We start from the raw sequence: 19671 nt of genomic DNA, 5'->3' as shown, positions 1-19671 counted from the left end.
GCGCTGATGCACTGACGAAACGCCTTGTCAGACTGCGAGCGTCGTCGGCACGCTGGCCGCCGTGGGCAGCTCGAAATAGAACGTCGTGCCCGTTGTCGGCTGATCGAGCAAACGGATGCGGCTGTGATGCAGCTCCAGCATGCGTCTGACGATCAACAAACCGAGTCCACCGCCCTGATGCGCACCACCGGCGTTGAACGGCCGTTCGAACAGCGCGTCGCGCTGTTCGACGGGAATGCCGGGACCGGTATCGCTAAGCGTAACCGCCACCTTGCCGTCCTTATGCGCGAGCACGATGTCGACGCTACCGTGCGCGGGCGTGTGGCGAATCGCGTTGTCGAGCAGGTTCGTCAGCACGCGCTCGATCATCCCCAGATCGGCGCAGATGGCCGGCAAGCGCGCGGGAATGTCCGCGCGCAACTGGATCTGCCGCGCCTCGGCCGACAACTCGAATTTCTGGAACACGTCCTGCACCAGATCGACCAGCGAGAACTGTTCGAGCGTGAGTTGCACGTTGCCGTGTTCGAGCCGCGCCAGTTCGAATAACGACTGCGCGAGCCGCCCGACCTTCACGCTTTGCGCGAGCGCGATCGCCAGATAGCGTTTGCGTTCCGTTTCGCCGAGCGTATCGGACTTCAGCGACAGCGTCTCCAGATAGCCGTGCAGCGACGTCAGCGGCGTGCGCAGGTCATGCGAAATATTCGCGATCAGTTCACGCCGCTGCTGATCCTGGCGCGTCAGCGCACGCCACTGCTCGCCGATGCGATCCGCCATCTGCGCGAAGGTGGCTTCGAGCACGGCGATTTCGTCGCGCCGTCCCGCCGGTGACGAACGCGGCACGTGCGGCTGCGTATCCGGTTCGCCGTCCGCGTCGAAGCGGCGCATGGCTTCGGTGAGGCGGCGCAGCGGCCGCGTGATCAGACCGAACGCCGTCAGACCCGCCAGCAGACCCAGCAGCGCGACCAGCGCCATCGACCACAACGTATTGCGCAACACGGAGCTGGCGGCCACGCGCGCGGCCAGCGCGTCGTGTTCTTCGCCGAGCAGCACCACGTAGATATAGCCGGACGGTTGCTGACCGCTCAATTGCAGCGGCGCGGCGCTAAACACCTTTCTACCGTCGACGCTGCGCGGATCGTCGCCGAGAATCGGCAGCGCGTCGCCCGCGATGAATTGCCGGATCGGCGTGAGATCCACGCGTTCACGCTTGACGTGGCCCACGGGCGCATCGTCGCCTTTGATATTGCCGGCGTTGTCGAGCAGATACACCTCGACGCTCGGGTTCACCGCCATCAACTGACCGAACAATTGCCGCACGGCGTCGGGCCGCAAACCGTTCGCGTCCATCAGCGTGGCGCGGTGCGCGATATGGTCGGCGAGACTCTTCGACAGGCTCTGCACGACCTCCTTCTCATGCAGATCGCTCGAGCGGATCTGCAGCCACGCCGACGCCCCGCAGCATGCAAGCAGCAGCGCGGAGAAAACGATGGCGAGCCGTTGGGTGAGTGTCAGATTCACGGCGTGTCCGTTCGTGATGGTGCGGGCGCGGGCCACTCGCCCGGCGCCGCGAGTTTGTAGCCGCGGCCCCACACGGTCATGATGCGTTCGGGCTGCGCCGGATCGGCTTCGATCTTCGCGCGCAGCCGGTTGATGTGGGTATTCACGGTGTGTTCGTAACCCTCGTGCTGATAGCCCCAGATGGCATTGAGCAGGTCCATTCGCGAGAACACCTTGCCGGGATGCTGCGCGAAGTAATACAGCAGGTCGAACTCGCGCGGCGTCAATTCGATCGGCTTGCCGTCGACGCGCGCCTCGCGCGTCAGCGGATCGATCGTCAGGCCGGCGATCTGCAAGCTGCCCGCGTCGATGCGCGAATCTTTCGCCATTGCTTCGACGCGCCGCAGCAAGGCCTTTACGCGCGCCACCAGTTCGAGCACCGAGAACGGTTTGGCGAGGTAGTCGTCGGCGCCCAGTTCCAGGCCGAGAATCCGGTGCACCTCGCTCGAACGGGCGCTGGTGATGATGATCGGCGTGTAACGCGTCATCGCGCGGGCACGCCGGCAGATTTCCAGACCGTCGACGCCCGGCAGCATCAGATCGAGGATCAGCGCGTCCCAGCCGCCTTGTTCGAGCAGCCGTAGGCCTTCGTTGCCGTCCGCGCTATGCACGACTTCGTAACGTTCGTCGCGCAGATGCAGACTCAGCACGTTGGCGATGTCGACGTCGTCTTCGACGATCAGGATGCGTTTCGGATGGTCCATGGGGCTCGTGGAGGCTTGTCAAACGCTGATGGGACGTGGCTTGGCGGGTGAGACGGCAAGGGCCGCCGCAAAGCGGGCCGTTGCGTCATTGTGCAAAATTTCCGGGCAGTGAGTTATCACATTTAATTTAACTTTCTGTGAGGACTTCGACACCGCTTGCGCACTACGATGCGCTCATGTTTCTCAAATCGTCTTCCTCAAATCCGGATCGTTTCAGCCTGACCCCCTGACCTGAACGATCCACGAACCACGCCCGGAACCGACATGTTACTCATCGTTCTCGCTTATCTCGGCGGCGCCCTGACGATCCTCAGTCCGTGCATTCTGCCGGTGCTGCCGTTCGTGTTCGCGCGCGCCGATCAGCCGTTCGTGCGCAGCGGCCTGCCTTTGCTCGCCGGCATGGCGCTGACTTTCGCGCTGGTCGCGACGCTCGCCGCGGTGGGCGGCGGCTGGGTCACGCAGGCCAATCAGTATGGCCGCTGGGTCGCGATCGTGCTGCTCGGCGTGTTCGGGCTGACGCTGCTGTTCCCGCGCTTCGCCGATCATCTGATGCGCCCGCTGGTCAGCGCGGGCAATCGCCTGTCGAACTTCGCGCAGGCCGACGGCCAGCAGGTGCGGGCGGGTTCGTCGTTCCTGCTGGGCATTGCGACCGGCTTGCTGTGGGCGCCGTGCGCGGGTCCGATTCTCGGTCTGGTGCTGACCGGCGCGGCTTTGCGCGGCGCGAGCGTCGGCACCACGCTGTTGCTGGTGGCGTATGCGGCCGGCGCGGCGACGTCGCTGGCGGTGGCCTTGCTGATCGGCGGCCGGGTGTTCACGGCGATGAAGCGCTCGCTGGGCGCCGGCGAATGGATTCGCCGTGGGATCGGCGTGGCGATGCTGGGTGGTGTGGTGGCGATTGCGTTCGGCCTCGATACTGGAGTGCTGGCGCGTGTGTCGACGGTGGCGACCAGCGGGCTTGAACAGAAGCTGGTGGATAAGTTCTCGCCGGGTGCGAAGCCGGGTCAGCCGGTAGCGGCCGACAACGCGAGCAATGCAGCCAACGCCACCAACGCCACCAACGCCAACGCCAACGCCAACGCCAACGCCAACGCCAACGCCGACGCCGACGCCGACGCCGACGCCGACGCGCAAGGCAACGCGCCCACGACGACGGCAAACGCAGCCGACGCCAACGGCGGCATGATGCGCGCCGTGGTCACACCGTCCGTCGCGACCGCGCTGCCCGTGGAAGGCGTGCTGCCGCCGTTGAACGGCGCGGTCCAATGGCTGAATTCGCCGCCGCTGACGGCGCAGGATCTGCGCGGCAAGGTCGTACTGATCGACTTCTGGACCTACTCGTGCATCAACTGCCTGCGTTCGCTGCCTTACGTCAAAGCATGGGCGCAGAAATACAAGGATCAGGGGCTGGTCGTGATCGGCGTGCACGCACCGGAGTTCGCGTTCGAACGCAATGTCGACAACGTCAAGAAAGCGGTGCATGACCTGGGCGTCGACTATCCGGTCGCGATCGACAACAACTACGCGATCTGGCGCTCGCTGAACAACCAGTACTGGCCGGCGCACTATTTCGTCGATGCGAAAGGGCAGATCCGCTATCACCACTTCGGCGAAGGCGACTATGCGGAGTCGGAAAAGGTGATCCAGCAACTGCTGACCGAGGCGGGTCACGTGAGCGTGTCCAAGGTCGCGCTCGGTATTCCCGGCAACAGCGCGCAAGGCGTGCAGGCCGCGGCGGACAACGCCGACATGCAGTCGCCGGAAACGTACATCGGCTATGAGCGCGCGGAGAATTTCGCGTCGCCGGGCGGGGCTGCTGAGGACAAGGTGCATACGTACGCCGCGCCGTCGTCGCCAGATGTCAACCAATGGGGACTGGCCGGCGCATGGAAGGTCGGCGCCGAACACGCGACGCTTGAGGCCGCATCGGGTCGGATCGTCTATCGCTTCCACGCACGCGATCTGCACCTCGTGCTCGGCCCCGATGCGGACGGCAAGCCAGTGCGCTTTCGCGTGAGCGTGGATGGCGCGGCGCCGGGCGCGTCGCACGGCAGCGATGTTGCCGCCGACGGCAGCGGCACCGTGACCGAACAGCGTCTTTATCAACTCGTGCGGCAGAGCGGCGATGTCGCGGATCACACGTTCACGATCGAGTTTCTGGATCCGGGCGTGCAGGCGTTTGCATTCACGTTCGGCTAAACGGGCCGCACGGCGTTAATCGATCATTCATTCTTTGAAGGCTGGACATCATGCATACGAAATCGAGCAGTCAGTTGCGGTCGTCGTCCTCATCCTCATCCTCATCCTCATCCTCGTTGCGTAAGCGCTCGCCTTTCGGCGGACTGGCGATCTGCGCCGCGCTGGTGGCGAGCGTGTTCGCCGTGCAGCACGTCGCGCATTCCGCCGAACCGGTGACCAAAATTCCGGCGCCCGTACAGGACGAAAAAGCCGGCGCCGCGCATAGCGAAACCGCGGTGTTCGCGGGCGGTTGCTTCTGGGGCGTGCAGGGCGTGTTCGAACACGTTCGCGGCGTGAAGCAGGTGGCCTCGGGTTATACCGGCGGCGCGGCCGGCACGGCGCAATACGAAACCGTCAGCGAGGGCGACACCGGGCACGCGGAGTCCGTGCAGATCACCTACGACCCGACGCAGATCAGCTACGGCCGTCTGCTGCAGATTTTCTTTTCGGTCGCGCACAATCCGACCGAGCTGAATTACCAGGGCCCCGATCACGGCACGCAATATCGCTCGGCGATTTTCCCCGCCGATGCACAGCAACGCAGCGTCGCGCAGGCTTATATCGCGCAGCTCGATAGAGCGCATGTGTTTTCAGGCCCGGTCGTGACGCGGGTGGAGGACTTCAAGGGTTTCTATCCGGCGGAGAACTATCACCAGAATTTCCTCGCACTGCATCCGGATTACCCGTATATCGCGATCAACGATATGCCGAAAGTGACGGCGTTGAAGACGATGTTTCCGGATCTGTACCGCAACGATGCGGTGTTGTTGAAGGTGGGCGCGTAAGGTGGGTGCGTGAGGCGGGCAGTACGAGCGATGCACGGCGTTGCGCGCCGGCTGGATAGAGCCGGCGCGCAACCTGGGGAGCAGAAAGATTGTGTGGCTTACGAAGCGGCGCGCAGCGTTTTCGCAGCCGCGACCATGTTGGTCAGCGCGGGAAGCACCTCTTCCCACTGACGCGTCTTCAGACCGCAGTCCGGATTCACCCACAGGCGCTGCGCCGGAATGCGCTCAGCGGCCTTCTTCATCAGTTGCACGATGTGCTCCTGAGTCGGGATGTTCGGCGAGTGAATGTCGTACACGCCCGGGCCGATTTCGTTCGGATAGTTGAAGTGGTCGAACGCGTCGAGCAGCTCCATGTCCGAGCGCGAGGTCTCGATCGTGATCACGTCGGCGTCCATGTCGGCGATCGACGCGATGATGTCGTTGAACTCCGAATAGCACATATGGGTGTGGATCTGCGTTTCGTCGTCCACGCCGTTCGCCGTGATGCGGAACGATTCCACCGCCCAGTCGAGGTATTCCTGCCACTGCGCCTGACGTAGCGGCAAGCCTTCGCGCAAGGCGGCTTCGTCGATCTGGATCACGCGCACGCCGGCCTTTTCGAGGTCGATCACTTCTTCGCGGATCGCCAGCGCCAACTGGTAGCACGACACCGAACGCGGCTGATCGTCACGCACGAACGACCAGTTCAGGATCGTGACCGGACCGGTCAGCATGCCCTTCATCGGCTTGTTGGTGAGCGACTGCGCGTACTTGATCCATTCGACCGTCATCGCCTTCGGACGGCTGATGTCGCCGAACAGGACAGGCGGCTTCACGCAACGCGAGCCGTACGACTGCACCCAGCCGAACTGGCTGAACGCGTAGCCGTCGAGCTGTTCGCCGAAGTATTCGACCATGTCGTTACGTTCCGCTTCGCCGTGCACCAGGACGTCGAGGCCCAACGCTTCCTGCTCGCGCACGCTGCGTTCGATCTCGGCGCGCATCGCGGTCTTGTAGCCGGCTTCGTCGAGCGCGCCGCTTTTGAACTGGCTGCGCGCCTGGCGGATTTCGCCGGTCTGCGGGAACGAGCCGATCGTCGTGGTCGGGTACGCCGGCAGCTTCAGCAACGCGGCCTGCTTGTCGGCACGCGCCGGGTAAGCGTTTTTGCGTTGGCCGAGCGCCGGGTTGATTTTCGCGAGCGCTGCCTTGACCGCCGGGTTGTTGACGCGCGGCGAAGCGCGGCGTGCGGCGATGGCGGCGCGGTTGGCGGCCAGCTCGGTCTTGACCGCGTCGCGGCCTTGATTCAGCGCGATGGCCAGCACCTTCAGTTCACCCAGCTTCTGCAGCGCGAAAGCGAGCCACGAGCGGACTTCAGCATCCAGCTTCTGTTCGCTTTCCAGATCCACCGGCACATGCAGCAGCGAGCACGACGGCGCGATCCACAGCCGTTCGCCCAGTTGCTGCGCGACCGGTTCGAGCCAGTCGAGCACGCTCGCCAGATCGGTCTTCCAGATGTTGCGGCCGTTGATCACGCCCAGCGACAGCACGCGGTCTTGCGGCAATTGAGCGATCACGGCGGCGACTTCGGCACGGGCGTTGATCGCATCCAGATGCAGACCTTGCACCGGCAGCTTGCAGACGAGCGGCAGGTTGCCGAGCAACTGGCCGAAGTAGGTGGCGAGCAACAGCTTGACCTTGCCGTTGGCGAGCGCCTGGTACGCGGTGTCGACGGCCTGTTGCCATTCGGCGGAAAGTTCGGTCACCAGGATCGGTTCGTCGATCTGCACCCATTCGACGCCTTGCGCGGCCAGCGTGGCCAGCAGTTCGGCATAGACCGGCAGCAAGCGCGGCAACAGGGCGAGCTTGTCGGAATCGTCCTTGGCCTTGCCGAGCGCCAGATACGTCACCGGGCCGACGATCACCGGCTTGACCTTGACGCCTTGCGCGCGGGCTTCGGCGAGTTGGTCCAGCAGACGCGACGGATCGAGCTTGAATGCCGTGCTCGCGCTGAACTCGGGGACGATGAAGTGGTAGTTGGTGTCGAACCACTTGGTCATCTCGCCGGCCGCGACGCCGCCGCAGCACGCGCTGTGGTCTTCGGCGCCCTTGGCCGAACGACCGCGCGCGACACGGAAAGCGTTGTCGAGCGTATCGCCGTGGAAACCTTGCACGCGCTCCGGCAGGTTGCCCAGCGTGAAGCTCATGTCCAGCACCTGATCGTAGAACGCGAAATCACCGGCGGCGGCGAAGCCGAGGTCGGCCTGGTGCGCCCAGTGACGTTGACGCAATTGCGCGCCCAGCGACTTCAGATCGTCGAGCGAGGACTCGCCTTTCCAGTAGGATTCCAGCGCGAATTTCAGTTCGCGCTTCGCGCCGATGCGGGGGAAGCCCAGATTGTGTGCGGTTGCCATCGTGTCGCCTTGATTCGGTCAGTTGCGGATGTGATTCGGGATGCGTGAATGCTATAGAGCGCTTTCCATGAAGTAAAATGGTGATAATTCAACGAACCATTAGTTTTGTTCATGGATCATCATGCTTGAGAGAATTCATCTGGCGATCGTCCAGGCGGTGGACAAGCACGGCTCGCTGACCGCTGCGGCGGACATTCTGTGCGTGACGCAATCCGCGCTCAGCCACTCCATGAAGAAGCTGGAGCAGCAACTGGGCACCGATATCTGGTTGCGCGAGGGGCGCAGCTTGCGGTTGACGCAGGCCGGCGAATATCTGCTGGCCGTGGCGAACCGTTTGCTGCCGCAACTGGATCTCGCCGAAGAACGCCTGCGCCAATACGCGCAGGGCGAGCGCGGAGCGCTGCGCATCGGCATGGAATGTCATCCGTGCTATCAGTGGCTGCTTAAGGTCGTATCGCCGTATCTGGCGCGCTGGCCCGACGTCGATGTCGACGTCAAACAGAAATTTCAGTTCGGCGGCATCGGTGCGTTGTTCGGCTATGAGATCGATCTGCTGGTCACGCCCGACCCGCTTTACAAGCCGGGCTTGCGCTTCGAACCGGTGTTCGATTACGAGCAGGTGCTGGTGGTGAATCGCGAACATCCGCTGGCCGCGGTTGAATATGTGAAGCCGGAGCAGTTGACGCGCGAGGTGTTGATCACCTATCCGGTCGAGACCGACCGGCTGGATATCTACAATCAGTTTCTGATGCCGGCCGGCATCACGCCGCATCGTCACAAGGCGATCGAGACGACGGATATCATGCTGCAGATGGTGGCGAGCGGCCGCGGCGTCGCGGCGCTGCCGCGCTGGCTGGTGGAAGAATATGCGGGCACGATGAACCTCGTGCCGGTGCGGCTGGGGCGAAAGGGTATCGCCAAACAGATTTTTCTCGGCGCGCGGGAAACCGATATCGATGTCGACTATCTCAAGGCTTTTGTCGAGCTGGCGCGCAAGCCGGAAACGGCCTTGAACGACCAAGAGGACACGCCATGACACAAGCTCTGCTGCGCGATCCTATCCATGGCGATATCGAGCTAAGTAGTCTTGAGACCGCAGTTGTCGATCTGCCGGTCATGCAGCGGCTGCGCGGTATCAAGCAACTCGGCACCGCGCATCTCGTCTATCCGGGCGCGCTGCATACGCGCTTCGATCACTCGATCGGCGTTTGCGCGGTCGCGCATCGAATCGTCGCGAGCTTGCGGCGCTCGGGTCTGTCGATCCCCGCTGAGCTGGAAGATGCGATCGGCGTGGCGGCCTTGCTTCACGATGTCACGCATGTGCCATTCGGCCACACGCTGGAAGACGAGCGTCGCCTGTTCGCGCGGCACGACAAAGGGTCGCGTCTCGCGGATATGTTTGCCGGAGAGTTGGGCGCTGCATTAAGTCGTCTGGGTATTCGCGATATGGTGGGTGGCCTGCTCGGTTTGTCGTCGCCGGAGAGCGTGCCGCGCTGGGCGCAGGACATTGTGTCGGGCAGCATCGACGCCGATCTGCTCGACTATCTGCGGCGCGACAGTTTCTTCGCCGGTCTTTCGCAGAATTACGACGACCGGATTTTCCGCTGCTTCGCCGAGCACGCCGACCGGCTGGTGATCCGGCTCGCCAGACATGGCATGGACCGTCCGGACGCGCGCTCCGAGATCATCGGCGTGCTGCGACTGCGGTACTACCTCACCGAGCGTGTTTACTATCACCACACCAAGGTGGTCGCGGGCGCGATGATTTCCAAATCAGTGGAGATCGCGCTCGATCACGGTGTGCTCGCCGAGAGCGATTTGCTCGAACTCAACGACTGGACACTGCTGGATCGTCTCGCGCGTTGCGGGGTGGCGGACGCTGCCGCGCTTGCGCAACGCACGCTGAATCGCGATCTGCTTAAACGCGGCTACGTGGTGTCGGGACGCAGCGTGCCGCTGGAACTGCGCAAGGAGTGGGTGAGCCGCTACCATGTGTCGCGTGTTCAACGAGCGGCAGTCGAAAAGGAACTGGCGGAGAAGTTGGACCTGCCGTTCGCGGATGTGGTCTTGTACTGTCCCGCGCTCTCCGCGATGAAGGAAGCGGCCGTGCCGGTTGAGACCAGCCGCGGGCTTGAACTGCTGAACGACGCCGGCAGTGCAGCGTTCGCGGAGATCGGTGCTTTGCAGGACAGGTATGCGGATCTCTGGCGGTTTTATGTGTTCGTACCGGCCGATGCGGTCGCGCGGGCCGGGTCGATTGCCGGGGAGATGTTCCAGGTTCCTTGCGAGCTGGCGCTGAAGCGGGGCTAGGGGCCTTGTTGGCAGGCGATACTTTTCCGTATCGTTGGCGTTTTGCCGGCATTCATTCCGGCGGCGGGGGCGGCGGAATGCAACCCGACAACAGAAAAGTCACGCCAGGTAGAAGCAGCAGGCATCTCATCGGTTTTCCTTTAAATTTCTCATTGCGCTGCGTCACTCACTTTTGCTTCCGCGATATCCCAGCCGCCCCCCAGGGCTTTGTATAAAGCCACCAGATTGGTCGTTACCGTCGCCGTGCTGTCAGCCAGTTGTTCCTCGTTGGTGAGCAAGGTCTTTTGTGCTGTCAGTACATCGAGGTAATTGGAGATCCCTCTGACATAGCGCTTATTGGCTAACTCAAGCGCTCGTCGTGACGCCTGCACGCTTTCATCAAGACGATCCCGACGCCGTTGCTCTGCGGCATAGCCGGTCAGTGCATCGTCCACGTCCTTGAAAGCCGACAAAACCGTCTTGCGATAATTGATTGCAGCCTCCTGCTGCTGCGCCTCTCTCAAGGCAAGCGTCGCCCGCAACTGGCCGCCTTCGAAGAGCGGTATCGACAGACTGGGTCCAGCGCTATAACTGCGCGCGCCCCAGCTTCCCAGGTTGGTGAACTGGGTCGCCTGAATCGCCACGCTGCCGGACAAGGTGATCTTCGGGAAAAAATCTGCCTTGGCGGCGCCAATGTTGGCTGTCGCCGCATGCAACGTGGCTTCCGCCTCGCGTATGTCCGGTCGACGGTGCGCCAGCTCGGACGGCAGTCCGACCGGCACGCGCGGCGGCACCACCGGTGCGGCCGACGGCGCGGTCAACCGTGCGGCGAGCGCCTGCGGATACTCGCCCAGCAGCAGCCCGATCGCATTGATGAGCTGGGCCTGCTGCTGCTCGTCCTGCGGGATATCTGCCGCTGTCGATGCCGCCTGGCTCTGCGCATTGGCCACATCGAGATCGGTCGCCAATCCGTGGTGCGCGCGATCGGCTGTCAACTGGACGGTACGCTGCGCGTAAGCCAGATTTTCCCTGGTGATACGGAGCTTCTCCTGGATGCCGCGCAGGTCGAGATAGTCGCGCGCGACTTCCGCCGTCGTCGATACCACCGCGTCATGTCGTGCCTCCTCTTGCGCTTCGGCTGTGGCACTCGCATTCTCGGCGGTGCGTCGCACGCGACCCCATAGATCGAGTTCCCAGGAGGCATCGAATCCGTACTGATACAGATTGAATGGCGGCAGACCGCTCGATGTCGCGCCCTGCGTCGGTACGCCTCCTTGCCGGCCGCCGAGGCCATTCGTGCTGGTGCCCGGCGTCGAACTTCCCGTGCCGCCCAGCAGACCGATGACACCATCCGGGCTCTGGAATTCACGGGTATAGGAGGCGTTGCCGTCGAGTGTCGGGAATTCCGCCGCCCTGGATTGGCCGAGTTGCGCCCGGGACTCGGCCAGCCGCGCAGCGGCGACCTTGATATCCAGATTATTCTGGATCGCCTGCGTGACCAACTCCGTGAGCAGCGGATCGCCAAAGCTATTCCACCACGCGGGGTCGATCGGTTCGGCAACGGCGACGGAAGCCGCCGGGTTCGCTGCGGAAGGCCCGCTCCACTGATCCGGTGCTGCGATAGTGGGGTGCCTGAAGTCCGGCCCCATCGTGCAGCCGGACATGATCAGTGACACGCCGGCGCCAACCAGGCAGGCCAGCGGCAGCCATCGATAATCAGTGCGCATTGATCTGAGCTCCCTTGGGCAGCTTGGGTAACAGGATACAAACCGGGGCGAGCACCAGCGCAAAGCAGCCCAGCATGATGAAGACGTCGAGGTAACTCATGACGGACGCTTGCTGCTCGACGGTCGAGGCAATCGAACTGAGCGACGTGGTAAAGCCGTTGTAGGGCGTGATATGTTCGGCGAGCCGCGCATGGTGAAACTGTTCACGCCAGGCAAGCTGGGTGGTCACCAGCGAGACGCCGAAGCTTCCGCCGAGGTTGCGCATCATGTTGATCAACGCCGAAGCGTTATTGTTCTCTTTGGGCGGTATGCCGACGAATTGCACGGCGGACAGCGGAATGAAAAGGAACGGCAGCCAGATGACCTGGTACAGCCGCGACAGTGAAACGTCCCAGAAGCTGATGTTCAGGTTCAGCCCCGCCGCATTGAAGAGCGCGACGCCGGTACCCACGAGCGACATCATGACAAGCCATTTCGGCTGAAACACGCGCCCCGTGACAACGCCAGCGATGGGCATGAAAAACAGCGTGACCAGACCACCCAACCCGAGCGTCAACCCCGCGTTCGTTGCGTCATAGCCGAGCAGGGCCTGCGTGAATTGCGGCAGGAGTTGCGTCGTGCTGTTGATGATGAAACCAAACGCGAACATGACGCCGCAGCTAATCGCAAAGGCGCGCGATCTGAACAGCCGCAGATTCACAATCGGCTGACTCACCCTGAGCTCCCAGACAATCAGCGTGAGCAGCGACACGGCCGCGATGGCCGCGAACCAACAGATAAACTGCGAAGAAAAACCGTCTTCGCGCTCGAACTTGTCGAGCACGATCTGCAGGCACCCGAAGCCCACGGCAACCAGCACGAAGCCAAAATAATCGATGCGCAGTCCCTTCGTGAGCAGCGCCCGCCGCTCCTCCTTCACCAGCTTGCTGTCGCTCACGAACATGCCGGTGAGCACGAGGGAGACGATGCCGACCGGAAAGTTGATCAGGAACACCCAGTGCCACGAATAGTTTTCGGTGATCCAGCCGCCGAGCATCGGGCCGATGGCCGGCGCGGTGACGACGGTGAGGCCGTATAGCGCAAAGGCCAAAGGGCGTTTTTCTTCCGTAAACGTGTCGGCGAAAATACTCTGTTCAACCGGTGCCAGCCCGCCGCCGCCGAGCCCCTGAAATACCCGGAAGGCGATCATCATGGGCAAGGATGTCGCAAACCCGCAAGCTACCGAGCTGACCGTGAAAATGAACACGCAGATCATGTAGAAGCGCTTGCGTCCCACCACATTCGCCAGCCATCCGCTGATCGGCAAAATGATCGCATTGCTCACCAGATAGCTGGTCGTGATGTAGGTGCTCTGGTCCTGGCTCGCGCCGAGGCCACCCGCGATATGTCTGAGCGCGACGTTCGCAATGGTCGTGTCGAGCACTTCCATGAACGTGGCGATGGAGACGATCACGGCAATCAGCCAGGGGTTGTACGATCCGGCCGCCGACCTGGGAAGCGACGCATGCGTGACGGCCATGGTCATTGCACCGTGACGCGTGGGTCGACCGATAATCCCGGCGCTAGCGGTAGCTTGCGCCAGTCGTCGCCGTCGAAAACGATTTTCACGGGCAGGCGCTGAACCACTTTGACGTAATTGCCCGTGGCATTTTCAGCGGGCAGGCTGCTGAACACCGAGCCGGTGCCGCGCTGCAGGCTCTCGACGTGCGCGTGCAGCACCGTGTCCGGGTAGGCGTCGACGGTGACGTCGACCGGCTGCCCAACCTTCATATGGATAAGCTGCGTTTCCTTGAAATTGGCTGTTACCCACATGTCGTTAGGGACCACCGCGACCAGCGCCTGGCCGGGCGTTACATAGTTGCCCAGATTCACGGTTCTTTTCGTGATCTTGCCCGCCTGGGGCGCAAGCACCTCCGTATAGCTCAACTGCAATCTGGCGTTGTCGACATCGGCGTGGATCTGGCGCACGGACGCTTGTGCCGCATCGATTTTGGTCTGTTGCGAAACGATTTGCGCCTGGGCCGCAGTGACTGCCTGCCTGGCGCTGTCGAGCTTGGCTTGCGAACTCTTGGCGCTCGCCTGGCTCTGATCGAGTTGCTGGCGCGTGATCGCCGCGGGATCCGAACCGAGGTAGCGCGCCAGGTCCTGCTTCGCCTGCACGAGATCGGCCTCGGACACGCGCACTTGCGCTTCCTGCTGCGCGAGATTGGCGATCTGTACGGTGAGATCGGCGCGTGCCTGCGCGACCTGCGCGACGGCGTTCGCTTCCTGAGCTTCCGACTGTTCGAGCTTGACCTGATAGTCTCGCGGGTCGATTCGCAGGATGGGCTGACCCTTGTCGACGTGCTGGTTATCGGCGACCAGCAATTCGATCACGCGCCCGCTGATCTGGGACGCAATCTGGCTCTGGTTGCTGTCGATAAACGCGTCGTCCGTGCTTTCATAATGCCTGCTGTGCAGCCAGTACGATAGGCCTGCAACGACGACCACGGTCAGTACCGTTGCGCCGATCAGCAGGTTCAGGCGCTTGCGCCTTGGGCTGGCTGGCGCCTGGTTAGCCTCCGCGCGTTCGGGATCTTGCTGCACCCCGGACGGCGTTTCTTGGTCACTCTCACTGCCGGCCATCGGTTTCTCCAGAAATTGGGCGGATAAGCCGGATACTACAATGGAACGGTACGGTACCGTTCTATTTAAAATATTGTGATAATCTGAAAATAATTTTCCCCACGGGCAGCACGATGAAACGTAGTTCCAACGATAGCGATAGCGGCCAGGTAGCTTGCCCATCCAGCACGCGCCCATCTCTACGAAAAGGGCGCCCGTCCGCGTCGATGGCGGGCGAGGTCGAAGAGCGGATTCTCGATGCCGCGACTTCGATGTTTCTCGAGTATGGTTTTGCCGGGGCATCGTTGGAGCGGATTGCCGAGAAGGCGTCCGCCAGCAAGGCCACGGTTTACAGCCGCTACGCGGGGAAGGAAGCGCTTTTCGCCGACGTGGTGAGACGAAGCGTGGAACGCAGCATGCGGATCATCCAGGAGTCACCCCAATTCGATTCGTTGCTGGAACGGCTAACGTATGCCACCCGGGCGCTGGTGACGCGTCTGTTGAGTGACGAGGTGATTGGACTGATCAGAATGGTCGTGGCGGATGCGCCGAGATTCCCATTGCTTGCTCAGTTGGCGCACGAACGAGGCCGCTTGCGCTCGATCGAAGCGGTCACGGCCGTGATTACGGAGCATTCGGGGCAGCCCCGCGACGCGCGAACCCGGGCGGCAGTCAAGCGCAATGCGCGGATTCTGGCAACTCAGATGCTGGATGCCATCGTGGCGCCGCTCATGATGCGGGCCATGCTAGGACAGGATCTGGAAGCCTTGCGTGGAGAGATCCGCTCCCACATCAATCAGACGCTAGCCATCTTCGTGGCGGCGAACGCGCTCGAGCCGTTTCTTTGAGGCTTCAAGTCGACGGGGCTGCGTTGAAACAGATGGACGCAACGGTAGTGCCGCAGCAGGATCTGGAAGTCATGTTCATGCTGCTCGTCAACGGCATCGGCAAAACCGTCTCGACTAGCCCTGTGCCGAGCCCGTTTTCGTCGCCAACCTTAACCGCGCCTGCGGAATCCAGGTCCCCCTGCCAGCCGCGAGCGATGTAGCCAGCTCCAGCAGGGGCACGATTCGCCGTTGTTTTTTCTGGCCATGGTTCTGCGCGATGTCGGCAATCCTGTGATGGAGAAACGGATTCATGAAGCGGTCGCGCACCTCGTCCAGATACGCAAGCGCATCCTCCCGCTTTCCCTGCGCCTCGAACACCGGTATCACCTCGTCCATCCAGACCGCCTCGAGTTCATTGCGTAGCGCGGGGTCCTGCATGGCGTGGTAGACCGTCTCGTCTTGCGGCCGGGCATCGAGCAGCCAGCGTTCGGCGAGGAACGTGTGTCCGAGGTTCAGCAAAAATAGTTTGAGTTGCTCGACATGCTTCAGATCGTCGGTCAGCACGATCGACGCATGGGCGCAGGGCACCTGCAAGCGTGGTTGCCTCTCGATGGCCGAACTGTTCGACGAGCGGCATAGCCCGATCTCAGCGCGCCTTAGCAGACACGCGGAGACGAGCCAGACCTGGGCGGCGGCGCTGGTGGAGCACGAGGCGATTTATCGCGCGCTCGAAGACCGTGATCCGCTAGCCGCCCAGTCGGCGATTCGCAGCCATCTCAAGGCGTCGGGCACGCGCTGGATCGAGGGCGGCTGAGGCGGCGCGGACGCGACGTCGAAGATTTCCTCGCCCCGAGCGTGAGCGAGGAGCGTGATCTATTTCGAGGTTTACCCTTAGCCGAATGCCGATCTCCCGGTTTACACGAGCGTTTTTGCTGGAGATGCCCCCGGGTGCGACTGGCGTGCGCGGCTCCACGGCGCAGCCGTTCAGAGGCTAAGTCACTGTTTGTCAAAGTGAATTTGTGACGTCGCGGTCCCGGACGCCCGTCGCGGGTCCGAACTTGAGTGAGCAAGGTTCAAACTTAAGTGAAGCTCGACATCCCATCCCTTCTTGAATTTGTCACCACCCGTCCATATAATTAGCACTCGCTGCACGAGAGTGCTAACAACATCGCCGGTTGGCTCCGCCAGCCGGGTTTTCTCAGCGTTCTTCAGTCTCAATCAAGAGAGGAGTATGTATGAACCTTCGTCCTTTGCATGATCGCGTGATCGTCAAACGTCTGGATCAAGAAACCAAGACTGCGTCGGGCATCGTGATCCCCGAAGCCGCAGCAGAAAAGCCGGATCAAGGCGAAATTCTGGCAGTCGGCCCGGGCAAGCGTGACGACAAGGGCGCACAAATCGCGCTCGACGTGAAGGTCGGCGACCGCGTCCTGTTCGGCAAGTACGCAGGCCAGACCGTCAAGGTCGACGGCAACGAACTGCTCGTGATGCGCGAAGAAGACATCATGGCCGTGGTGCAGAAGTAAGCGCTGGTCGCTACTTTTCCCGGTCATAAGTCATATCCCAAAGAATTCAAGGAGTTAGAAGATGGCAGCTAAAGACGTCGTATTCGGTGATTCCGCCCGTGCCAAGATGGTTGAAGGCGTGAACATCCTCGCGAACGCTGTGAAGGTCACGCTGGGTCCGAAGGGCCGCAATGTGGTCCTGGAACGCAGCTTCGGCGGCCCGACGGTCACGAAAGATGGTGTCTCGGTCGCGAAAGAGATCGAACTGAAAGACAAGCTCCAGAACATGGGCGCGCAAATGGTCAAGGAAGTGGCTTCCAAGACCAGCGACAACGCAGGTGACGGCACCACGACCGCAACGGTTCTGGCTCAGTCGATCGTCCGCGAAGGCATGAAGTACGTTGCATCGGGCATGAACCCGATGGACCTGAAGCGCGGTATCGACAAGGCTGTCACGGCTGCAATCGAAGAACTGCGCAAGATCAGCAAGCCGTGCACGACGAACAAAGAAATCGCGCAAGTCGGTTCGATTTCGGCTAACAGCGACTCGTCGATCGGCGATCGTATCGCTGAAGCAATGGACAAGGTCGGCAAGGAAGGCGTGATCACGGTTGAAGACGGCAAGTCGCTGCAAGACGAGCTGGACGTTGTCGAAGGTATGCAGTTCGACCGCGGCTATCTGTCGCCGTACTTCATCAACAACCCGGACAAGCAAGTCGCCGTTCTGGACAACCCGTTCGTGCTGCTGCACGACAAGAAGGTCTCGAACATTCGTGACCTGCTGCCGGTACTGGAACAAGTCGCCAAGGCTGGCCGTCCGCTGCTGATCATCGCAGAAGACGTCGAAGGCGAAGCACTGGCAACGCTGGTGGTCAACAACATCCGCGGCATCCTGAAGACGGTTGCTGTGAAGGCACCGGGCTTCGGCGATCGCCGTAAGGCCATGCTGGAAGACATCGCGATCCTGACCGGCGGTCAAGTTATCGCTGAAGAAACCGGCCTGACGCTCGAAAAGGCAACGCTGGCTGAACTGGGTCAGGCGAAGCGCATCGAAGTGGGTAAGGAAAACACCACGATCATCGACGGCGCTGGCGAAGGTGCAACGATCGAAGCGCGCGTGAAGCAGGTTCGCACGCAAATCGAAGAAGCAACGTCGGACTACGACCGTGAAAAGCTGCAAGAACGCGTTGCCAAGCTGGCAGGCGGCGTTGCAGTGATCAAGGTTGGCGCTGCGACCGAAATCGAAATGAAGGAAAAGAAGGCACGTGTCGAAGACGCACTGCACGCAACGCGCGCAGCTGTGGAAGAAGGCATCGTGGCTGGTGGCGGCGTCGCGCTGATCCGCGCACGTACGGCTATCGCCGGTCTGAAGGGCGCTAACGCCGATCAGGACGCAGGTATCAAGATCGTGCTGCGCGCGATGGAAGAACCGCTGCGTCAGATCGTCACGAACGGTGGCGAAGAAGCCAGCGTCGTGGTGGCAGCAGTGGCAGCCGGTACGGGCAACTACGGCTACAACGCAGCAACCGGCGAGTACGTCGACCTGGTTGACGCAGGTGTCGTGGACCCGACGAAGGTCACGCGCACGGCTCTGCAAAACGCAGCATCGGTGGCAGGTCTCCTGCTGACGACCGACGCAGCTGTTTGCGAACTGCCGAAGGAAGATGCTCCGATGGGCGGCGGTATGCCCGGCGGCATGGGCGGTATGGGCATGGACATGTAATTTCGATTGGGCCTCGTCAGAGGCTCGGTTGGAAACACATGGGGAGGCACGCTGCGAGGCGAGCTTCCCAAAAGCAAAAACCCGCAGAAATGCGGGTTTTTGCTTTTGGGGCGAGGGTGTTGAATGTCAGCGCGATTCGTGCGGAAAAAGAAGAAGCCCGCACGAATGTGGGCTTCTTCTAGTGATTGCACAGTGCGCTACCGTGGCTGACGCATCTCGACAGCGATAAACGCCAGCGCCTCACGCCAGCGTTCAATGCCGTGCTTCACCCGGCGTTGCACCTTTGCCGGCGGTCGGCGGCGTTTCATCGTCGCTGCTGCGCGCCCAGAAGAAACGATCCGGCAGATACGCGCCCATGCCCGGCCGGAACGCATTGCGCACCGCCTGATACAGATACTCCTGCGCCTCGCGCACCGCCTCGGCGGGGTCTTGCCCGTTGGCCAGCAACGCGGCGATTGCCGCGCCCAGCGTGTCCGTCAAACCCATGATCCGATGGCTGCCGCGGTCCCACGTGTCCTGGCGCAACTGGCCGTCTTCGCTGAACAGCGTATTCACGTGCCGGTGCGTGCCGGTTTCCGTCGACAGAATGTATTCGCAGCCTTGCGACAGCAGATGCGAGATCGCCGCGTCCAAGGTTGGCGCTTCAGCGTCGCCGTCGGGCTGGGCCAGCGCGAGCAGCGTGGTGGCGTCCGCAACCAGCAGCGTGGTTTGCGGCGCGAGCAGGTCGGCGATCGCTTCGCGCAGTTCGTCGGCGGCGAGCACGTGCTCGTCGTCGAGCGTGAAGTCGGGGGCGAGAATCAGCGGAATGTCGTCGTAGTCGGCAACCACTTCGGCAATCGCGCTCACCACTTCCGCACGCGTGCAGGCGCCGACCTTGAATGCCGCGATCGGCATGTCTTCCAGCAGCATCCGCGCTTGAGTCGCGACGACTTCAGGGTCGAGTCCGGTGACTTCGTCGCAACTGGCCGAGTCGCGCACGGTGTAGCCCGTGAGCACGGAGACGCCATGGCAGCCCATGCTGGCAAGGGTCATCAGGTCGGCCTGCAGGCCGGAGCCGCCGGTGGGATCGGAGAGGCCGAAGGTGAGGACGATCGGAGGTGTGTCGCTGGGCATGAAAATTTGCAAAAAGGAGCTAAATTTGGGCGCGGACCGTGCGCTATTGGCTCAATTATGCGGCCTAAACCGTCGCGGGGGCGTTTTTTCGCACGCCCGCGTGCGTGGTCGTGTGTAAGCGCCAGCACCGGTGCGGCAAGCCGCCGCTACAGCCTTCTTGAGCCGACGCAAACGGCATAAGCAAAGGCTGCCGCGCGCTACGCTTGCGCGCT

17 protein-coding genes are annotated in these 19671 nt (G+C 62.2%); 9 read left to right on the top strand and 8 right to left on the bottom strand.

Annotated features, from left to right (window positions below; translation table 11 throughout):
* Positions 1 to 27: 27 nt before the first annotated feature.
* Together GGD40_RS09080 and GGD40_RS09075 are read right to left on the bottom strand one after the other, a co-directional pair.
* Positions 28 to 1518 (bottom strand): sensor histidine kinase, encoded by a 1491-nt coding sequence (locus tag GGD40_RS09080; protein WP_179706588.1) that lies wholly within the window; start codon positions 1516 to 1518, stop codon positions 28 to 30.
* Complete coding sequence (locus tag GGD40_RS09075; protein ID WP_179743424.1) at positions 1515 to 2261, bottom strand: response regulator transcription factor; 747 nt, start codon at positions 2259 to 2261, stop codon at positions 1515 to 1517. Before GGD40_RS09075 ends, GGD40_RS09080 begins: the two co-directional genes overlap by 4 nt.
* 264 nt (positions 2262 to 2525) lie before the next feature.
* Between GGD40_RS09075 and GGD40_RS09070 the strand changes: the two genes are divergently transcribed.
* Together GGD40_RS09070 and msrA are read left to right on the top strand one after the other, a co-directional pair.
* Positions 2526 to 4457 carry a cytochrome c biogenesis protein DipZ gene (locus GGD40_RS09070; protein WP_179743423.1) on the top strand — a complete coding sequence of 644 codons (1932 nt, stop codon included), beginning with the start codon at positions 2526 to 2528 and terminating at the stop codon, positions 4455 to 4457.
* Positions 4458 to 4507: 50 nt separating this feature from the next.
* Complete coding sequence (gene msrA / locus GGD40_RS09065; protein WP_179743422.1) at positions 4508 to 5281, top strand: peptide-methionine (S)-S-oxide reductase MsrA; 774 nt, start codon at positions 4508 to 4510, stop codon at positions 5279 to 5281.
* 98 nt (positions 5282 to 5379) lie between these two features.
* On the opposite strand, the gene metE is transcribed toward msrA, so the two are convergent.
* A complete protein-coding gene (gene metE, locus GGD40_RS09060) occupies positions 5380 to 7671 on the bottom strand; it encodes a 5-methyltetrahydropteroyltriglutamate--homocysteine S-methyltransferase (protein WP_179743421.1) in 2292 nt (763 codons plus the stop codon).
* Positions 7672 to 7792: 121 nt separating this feature from the next.
* Here metE and GGD40_RS09055 point away from each other — a divergent pair, with 121 nt between their 5' ends.
* The gene (locus GGD40_RS09055) at positions 7793 to 8707 is read left to right on the top strand and encodes a LysR family transcriptional regulator (protein WP_179743420.1); all 915 of its coding nucleotides are present in this window, start codon (positions 7793 to 7795) and stop codon (positions 8705 to 8707) included.
* Positions 8704 to 9981, top strand: coding sequence for an HD domain-containing protein (locus GGD40_RS09050; protein WP_179706578.1), 1278 nt, complete (start codon positions 8704 to 8706; stop codon positions 9979 to 9981). Before GGD40_RS09055 ends, GGD40_RS09050 begins: the two co-directional genes overlap by 4 nt.
* A gap of 149 nt (positions 9982 to 10130) precedes the next feature.
* On the opposite strand, the gene GGD40_RS09045 is transcribed toward GGD40_RS09050, so the two are convergent.
* Together GGD40_RS09045 and GGD40_RS09040 are read right to left on the bottom strand one after the other, a co-directional pair.
* Positions 10131 to 11687 carry an efflux transporter outer membrane subunit gene (locus GGD40_RS09045; RefSeq protein ID WP_179743419.1) on the bottom strand — a complete coding sequence of 519 codons (1557 nt, stop codon included), beginning with the start codon at positions 11685 to 11687 and terminating at the stop codon, positions 10131 to 10133.
* Positions 11677 to 13116 (bottom strand): DHA2 family efflux MFS transporter permease subunit, encoded by a 1440-nt coding sequence (locus tag GGD40_RS09040; protein ID WP_257030494.1) that lies wholly within the window; start codon positions 13114 to 13116, stop codon positions 11677 to 11679. The genes GGD40_RS09045 and GGD40_RS09040 overlap by 11 nt, the downstream gene beginning before the upstream one ends.
* Between GGD40_RS09040 and GGD40_RS36880 the strand changes: the two genes are divergently transcribed.
* Positions 13100 to 13222 carry a hypothetical protein gene (locus GGD40_RS36880; RefSeq protein WP_257030532.1) on the top strand — a complete coding sequence of 41 codons (123 nt, stop codon included), beginning with the start codon at positions 13100 to 13102 and terminating at the stop codon, positions 13220 to 13222. The two genes, GGD40_RS09040 and GGD40_RS36880, sit on opposite strands and share 17 nt — an antisense overlap.
* On the opposite strand, the gene GGD40_RS09035 is transcribed toward GGD40_RS36880, so the two are convergent.
* Positions 13209 to 14474: an HlyD family secretion protein gene (locus GGD40_RS09035; protein WP_179743417.1), complete on the bottom strand. Its 1266-nt coding sequence runs from the start codon at positions 14472 to 14474 to the stop codon at positions 13209 to 13211. The genes GGD40_RS36880 and GGD40_RS09035 overlap by 14 nt on opposite strands.
* 44 nt (positions 14475 to 14518) lie before the next feature.
* Here GGD40_RS09035 and GGD40_RS09030 point away from each other — a divergent pair, with 44 nt between their 5' ends.
* Complete coding sequence (locus tag GGD40_RS09030) at positions 14519 to 15139, top strand: TetR/AcrR family transcriptional regulator (protein ID WP_051980587.1); 621 nt, start codon at positions 14519 to 14521, stop codon at positions 15137 to 15139.
* Between the two features lie 114 nt (positions 15140 to 15253).
* Here GGD40_RS09030 and GGD40_RS09025 read toward each other — a convergent pair whose 3' ends face one another.
* The gene (locus tag GGD40_RS09025; protein WP_373565270.1) at positions 15254 to 15682 is read right to left on the bottom strand and encodes a hypothetical protein; all 429 of its coding nucleotides are present in this window, start codon (positions 15680 to 15682) and stop codon (positions 15254 to 15256) included.
* A gap of 46 nt (positions 15683 to 15728) precedes the next feature.
* Between GGD40_RS09025 and GGD40_RS36660 the strand changes: the two genes are divergently transcribed.
* The 3 genes from GGD40_RS36660 (at position 15729) to groL (ending at position 18346) form a co-directional block, all read left to right on the top strand.
* On the top strand, positions 15729 to 15932 hold the full coding sequence (locus GGD40_RS36660) for an FCD domain-containing protein (protein WP_218900848.1): 204 nt from the start codon (positions 15729 to 15731) through the stop codon (positions 15930 to 15932).
* Positions 15933 to 16353: 421 nt separating this feature from the next.
* Positions 16354 to 16644, top strand: coding sequence for a co-chaperone GroES (gene groES / locus GGD40_RS09020; RefSeq protein WP_007178996.1), 291 nt, complete (start codon positions 16354 to 16356; stop codon positions 16642 to 16644).
* 61 nt (positions 16645 to 16705) lie between these two features.
* Positions 16706 to 18346: a chaperonin GroEL gene (gene groL / locus GGD40_RS09015; RefSeq protein WP_179706560.1), complete on the top strand. Its 1641-nt coding sequence runs from the start codon at positions 16706 to 16708 to the stop codon at positions 18344 to 18346.
* A gap of 252 nt (positions 18347 to 18598) precedes the next feature.
* Here groL and GGD40_RS09010 read toward each other — a convergent pair whose 3' ends face one another.
* Complete coding sequence (locus GGD40_RS09010; protein ID WP_179706559.1) at positions 18599 to 19459, bottom strand: hydroxymethylpyrimidine/phosphomethylpyrimidine kinase; 861 nt, start codon at positions 19457 to 19459, stop codon at positions 18599 to 18601.
* Positions 19460 to 19671: the final 212 nt, after the last annotated feature.

It is taken from the genome of Paraburkholderia bryophila (assembly GCF_013409255.1).
In the GTDB taxonomy this organism is placed as follows: domain Bacteria; phylum Pseudomonadota; class Gammaproteobacteria; order Burkholderiales; family Burkholderiaceae; genus Paraburkholderia.
This window is presented reverse-complemented; position numbering and strand designations above follow the sequence as displayed.

Excerpts from the sequence above, each read along its gene's own strand:
- GGD40_RS09035 (WP_179743417.1), bottom strand. The coding sequence starts at position 14,474 with ATGGGCAAGCTACCTGGCCGCTATCGCTATCGTTGGAACTACGTTTCA.
- GGD40_RS09045 (WP_179743419.1), bottom strand. The coding sequence starts at position 11,687 with ATGCGCACTGATTATCGATGGCTGCCGCTGGCCTGCCTGGTTGGCGCC.
- GGD40_RS09055 (WP_179743420.1), top strand. The coding sequence starts at position 7,793 with ATGCTTGAGAGAATTCATCTGGCGATCGTCCAGGCGGTGGACAAGCAC.
- groES (WP_007178996.1), top strand. The coding sequence starts at position 16,354 with ATGAACCTTCGTCCTTTGCATGATCGCGTGATCGTCAAACGTCTGGAT.
- metE (WP_179743421.1), bottom strand. The coding sequence starts at position 7,671 with ATGGCAACCGCACACAATCTGGGCTTCCCCCGCATCGGCGCGAAGCGC.
- GGD40_RS09010 (WP_179706559.1), bottom strand. The coding sequence starts at position 19,459 with ATGCCCAGCGACACACCTCCGATCGTCCTCACCTTCGGCCTCTCCGAT.
- GGD40_RS09030 (WP_051980587.1), top strand. The coding sequence starts at position 14,519 with ATGGCGGGCGAGGTCGAAGAGCGGATTCTCGATGCCGCGACTTCGATG.
- GGD40_RS09075 (WP_179743424.1), bottom strand. The coding sequence starts at position 2,261 with ATGGACCATCCGAAACGCATCCTGATCGTCGAAGACGACGTCGACATC.
- msrA (WP_179743422.1), top strand. The coding sequence starts at position 4,508 with ATGCATACGAAATCGAGCAGTCAGTTGCGGTCGTCGTCCTCATCCTCA.
- GGD40_RS09050 (WP_179706578.1), top strand. The coding sequence starts at position 8,704 with ATGACACAAGCTCTGCTGCGCGATCCTATCCATGGCGATATCGAGCTA.
- GGD40_RS09040 (WP_257030494.1), bottom strand. The coding sequence starts at position 13,116 with ATGGAAGTGCTCGACACGACCATTGCGAACGTCGCGCTCAGACATATC.
- groL (WP_179706560.1), top strand. The coding sequence starts at position 16,706 with ATGGCAGCTAAAGACGTCGTATTCGGTGATTCCGCCCGTGCCAAGATG.
- GGD40_RS09070 (WP_179743423.1), top strand. The coding sequence starts at position 2,526 with ATGTTACTCATCGTTCTCGCTTATCTCGGCGGCGCCCTGACGATCCTC.
- GGD40_RS36660 (WP_218900848.1), top strand. The coding sequence starts at position 15,729 with ATGGCCGAACTGTTCGACGAGCGGCATAGCCCGATCTCAGCGCGCCTT.